We start from the raw sequence: 3,226 nt of genomic DNA, 5'->3' as shown, positions 1-3,226 counted from the left end.
ACTCGCGGTGGTGGTGCTGGCGGCCTGTGTGGCTCCGGCGGTCGCACAGGAAGTCGTCGAGTACATCCACACTGATGCACTGGGTTCACCGGTGGCGATCACCGATGCCAGCGGAAACGTCATCGAGCGTACGGTGTATGAGCCGTATGGGGCGGTGGTCAACCGGCCGTTGAAGGATGGGCCGGGATATACGGGGCATGTGACGGACTCGGGGACCGGGCTGAGTTATATGCAGCAGCGGTATTACGATCCAGAGGCGAGCGCGTTTCATTCTGTCGATCCCGTTGCTGCTACAGAAGTTGCGTTCGGACGGTATCACTACGCGCAAAGTAATCCATACGCGTTTACTGATCCTGATGGACGGCAAGCATGCGGAAAGGACACGGGGTGCAGGTTGGACAAAGGGGGGGAGCGCGGTGGAAGTATTGGTGGGTCGAGGATTTCGGCAGGAAACAGAAATTCGGAGCCTTCAATTCCTCCTGCGGGGAGTATGGGGGAACTGATCGAAAATACCGGGGAGCGTGCAATCAGAAGGACGTCGTTCACAGCAAGTGGTTCTCTTGCCCTGGGTCTTGGCGCGGAGGCTACCGCGACCAAGACGACGCGCCCGTGGCAAAGTGACCGGCTAGGCGTTTACAAAGTGATGGGCTTGGGCGGATTCATCGGCGCCCAGGCGAATTTCAAGGTGTTCTCTTGGGGTGACCCCAAAGGGACAACTGATCTGGCGCTTAAGGGTAACCCTCTGGGATACTTTAAGGTGCGAATAGGCGATGGCCTCGCTATTGGTTTGAGTGCCCGTTTCAATGATCACGGCGGAGGGTCTCTATCGGTTTCTGCTGGCGGTGGCTTTGGTGGACAGGCAATAGTCAAGCCTCCCGCGATGGGGGGATGGGAGAAAGAGCTATGAGCTGGTTGTTCTTGCTTTCAATTCTGGGAATCATCATCTTCTATCCAGCATATTTCTACTTTCTTCACGAGTTCAAGGTGAGACTGGAGCGTGATCATCCGGAGTTGAGCAGGCGCAAACGTCCGGGAGTTTCTTTGGAATTTGAAGGCGCCTATCAACGGCTCCGCGCAGTGAACAGAGGGCGCCTGGATGGAGTGATCTTGAGTAAGAGTGTTTGTGATTCGCATCGGCTGGCGAGCCGATTCCTGTACTTGGGGATGACTTCCTTCATGGTGCTTCTCATGCTGGGGCTTTACGACTCTGTATGGGGTGGCGGCAAGCGTTGATACATGGTCGACATGTTTAGCGATTGTCGTTGAGGCTGCTATCAGCGTATCCGCAGCTGACGCCGCCTTCGCAGATGTCATTCCTGATCGTCGTACGGCATGTCAGAGTAGGTAGTCGCTGAAAACAAGAACACCACGGTTTACCGTGGTGTTCTCGCATGTCCTTGACTACGGCGAATCCTCAGCCAAGCAACTTACGCACCTGGTCAATGCGGTCACGAGTTGCTCGGCCTCGGCGTGCCGAGTCGGGCAGGGTGGCTAGGTCGTGTGCAAGCGCGCCATCGTTCAGGAACGAGATTACGGTAGCCTTCTCCAGCGCTTCGCCGATGCGATGCTGAACAACGATACGGCGTCTCCGCATCGACTTAGCAATTTCAAGGGGTTCTTCAGGGGCGAAGGTCGGCTCGACGCAAAGCGCCTTGATAAGCAACTTTAGGGAAAGTGACTTGGTTCGGTTTTGATGAAGATCGAAATTTTTCTATCTGCAGCCTTATCGATGCCGCTTCTTGCCTCCTGTGTGCAGGACCGCGGTTGTCTTCTTCGGGGGGGGCTAACCCGGACCACGACAGCTCCTCATCTCAGAAGATCCATGCTGATATGGATGAACTCATACATTCGCGCCCTGTGGATGGGGCGCGGGAAGTGAAGGCAGAGTTGGTGGTATCGCAGCTCGAACGCTCTCGGAAGGTCGGAGAAATGGAAGGATCTTCTATGTATTGACTGATGGCGGCGGGAGATCCTTGACTGCGGGAACTTGCGGCACTGACGAGCGGTCAATGCTAGAACGAACCCTGGCGCGTACATCGCGGCCGAAGACTACTTCTTTAAGGTGAAATGATGGATCCCGGACGTCGGTGGTCTGCAGTTGTTATGCTGGTTTTCATCCTTGGCGCTTGTTCTTCATCCAGTCAGGAGGGGCGCGCGGCGGGGGCTCCAAGCGCCTGTAAATTTCGAGGCAATGACTTAGGGTATGAAACGTGCATGACCACGATGTCTGCGCTGTTGTCTCAGCCAGAAAAATTTGACGGGCGATTGGTTTCTTTCTATGCATGGATAGATCAGGTCAACGGTGTGATCTTGCTCTTTCCTTCCCGTGATGAACTGGACGCAAGGAACTCATTCAGTTCATTGGTGGCCTATCCAGAATCAAGCCCGGATGCCTTTCGAGAGATTCCTTCGGTTGAGAGTGGGGAGGAGAAATTCCTGCGGGTGACCGGCACGTTTCGCTGGAATCGCGATGGTGCCCCCAGGCCCCCAAGTGCTCCAGTGGATGTAGATCGAATGGGGGTGATGGAAGGCGTTCATTTGGGTTTATAGCGAATGAGTCGAGTGGGTTGGTGACAGGCGCTTGGCGAGCGTTGTCGGCACAGCTTGTCGTTGCTCGTTTGGTGCATGATGGAAGTGCTCGCCTCGTGGGCGTTCTATGCAGAGTTGCATTGGTTGGCGCTTGCGTTCTTTCCTACGCAAGTCGACGTTTATGCCCGACATCCAGCGGGTCGATCTGGGCAATTGTTAGGAACGGAAAGGCCGCAGTCTCCCGCGGCATTCTCGTCTTGCTCGCTGCTACTCAAAACACACCCCAGCAACTTCCGCGCCGTCGCCAACGCCGTCATGAACGGTTCGATCTTGGCGTGCGCCATGTAGGACGCTAGGGAGGTACGGCAGGTGGCCGCGACGCTGAAGTGCTGCATCAGCGGGCGGGCGTGGTGCGGGCCCTATCGCACTTTCATTCTTTCAGATTGTGCAGGATCACCAGTTGTTCATGGACGTGCTCGCCGCTGAGCACGGGCGAGACCGCGGCGGCCTTCCCTGCACCTCCCCGATAATCCGCAGGCCGGCGAGGCGGCGCAGCTCTTCGGTGAAGTGCGCCAGTAGTTCCACCTCGCGTGCTTCCGCGTTTTCCTGGCCTGGCTGCTACAGGAGAGATGATCGGGCCGCCGACGATCGAGCCGGTGATCAGTGCGCCGGGCCTGGTGAACGTGCCGCAGTACAG

The 3,226-nt window shown here is 56.7% G+C and carries 4 protein-coding genes; 3 read left to right on the top strand and 1 reads right to left on the bottom strand.

From position 1 onward, the window contains the following. The first annotated feature begins 7 nt into the window (after positions 1-7). From N5C25_RS20405 to N5C25_RS20395, 3 genes are all read left to right on the top strand, one after another. The gene (locus N5C25_RS20405; protein ID WP_279937797.1) at positions 8-907 is read left to right on the top strand and encodes an RHS repeat-associated core domain-containing protein; all 900 of its coding nucleotides are present in this window, start codon (positions 8-10) and stop codon (positions 905-907) included. After that, positions 904-1,233 carry a hypothetical protein gene (locus N5C25_RS20400; RefSeq protein ID WP_262088559.1) on the top strand — a complete coding sequence of 110 codons (330 nt, stop codon included), beginning with the start codon at positions 904-906 and terminating at the stop codon, positions 1,231-1,233. The genes N5C25_RS20405 and N5C25_RS20400 overlap by 4 nt, the downstream gene beginning before the upstream one ends. A gap of 981 nt (positions 1,234-2,214) precedes the next feature. Then, a complete protein-coding gene (locus N5C25_RS20395) occupies positions 2,215-2,550 on the top strand; it encodes a hypothetical protein (RefSeq protein WP_279937795.1) in 336 nt (111 codons plus the stop codon). Between the two features lie 409 nt (positions 2,551-2,959). Here N5C25_RS20395 and N5C25_RS20390 read toward each other — a convergent pair. Beyond that, a partial coding sequence (locus tag N5C25_RS20390) for a hypothetical protein (protein ID WP_279937794.1) occupies positions 2,960-3,226 on the bottom strand: 267 nt, incomplete at its 5' end.

The organism is Stenotrophomonas sp. GD03958 (assembly GCF_029839005.1).
Lineage (GTDB): Bacteria > Pseudomonadota > Gammaproteobacteria > Xanthomonadales > Xanthomonadaceae > Stenotrophomonas > Stenotrophomonas hibiscicola.
This window is presented reverse-complemented; position numbering and strand designations above follow the sequence as displayed.

Coding starts and splice junctions, on each gene's coding strand:
- N5C25_RS20400 (WP_262088559.1), top strand. CDS start 904: ATGAGCTGGTTGTTCTTGCTTTCAATTCTGGGAATCATCATCTTCTAT.
- N5C25_RS20395 (WP_279937795.1), top strand. CDS start 2,215: ATGACCACGATGTCTGCGCTGTTGTCTCAGCCAGAAAAATTTGACGGG.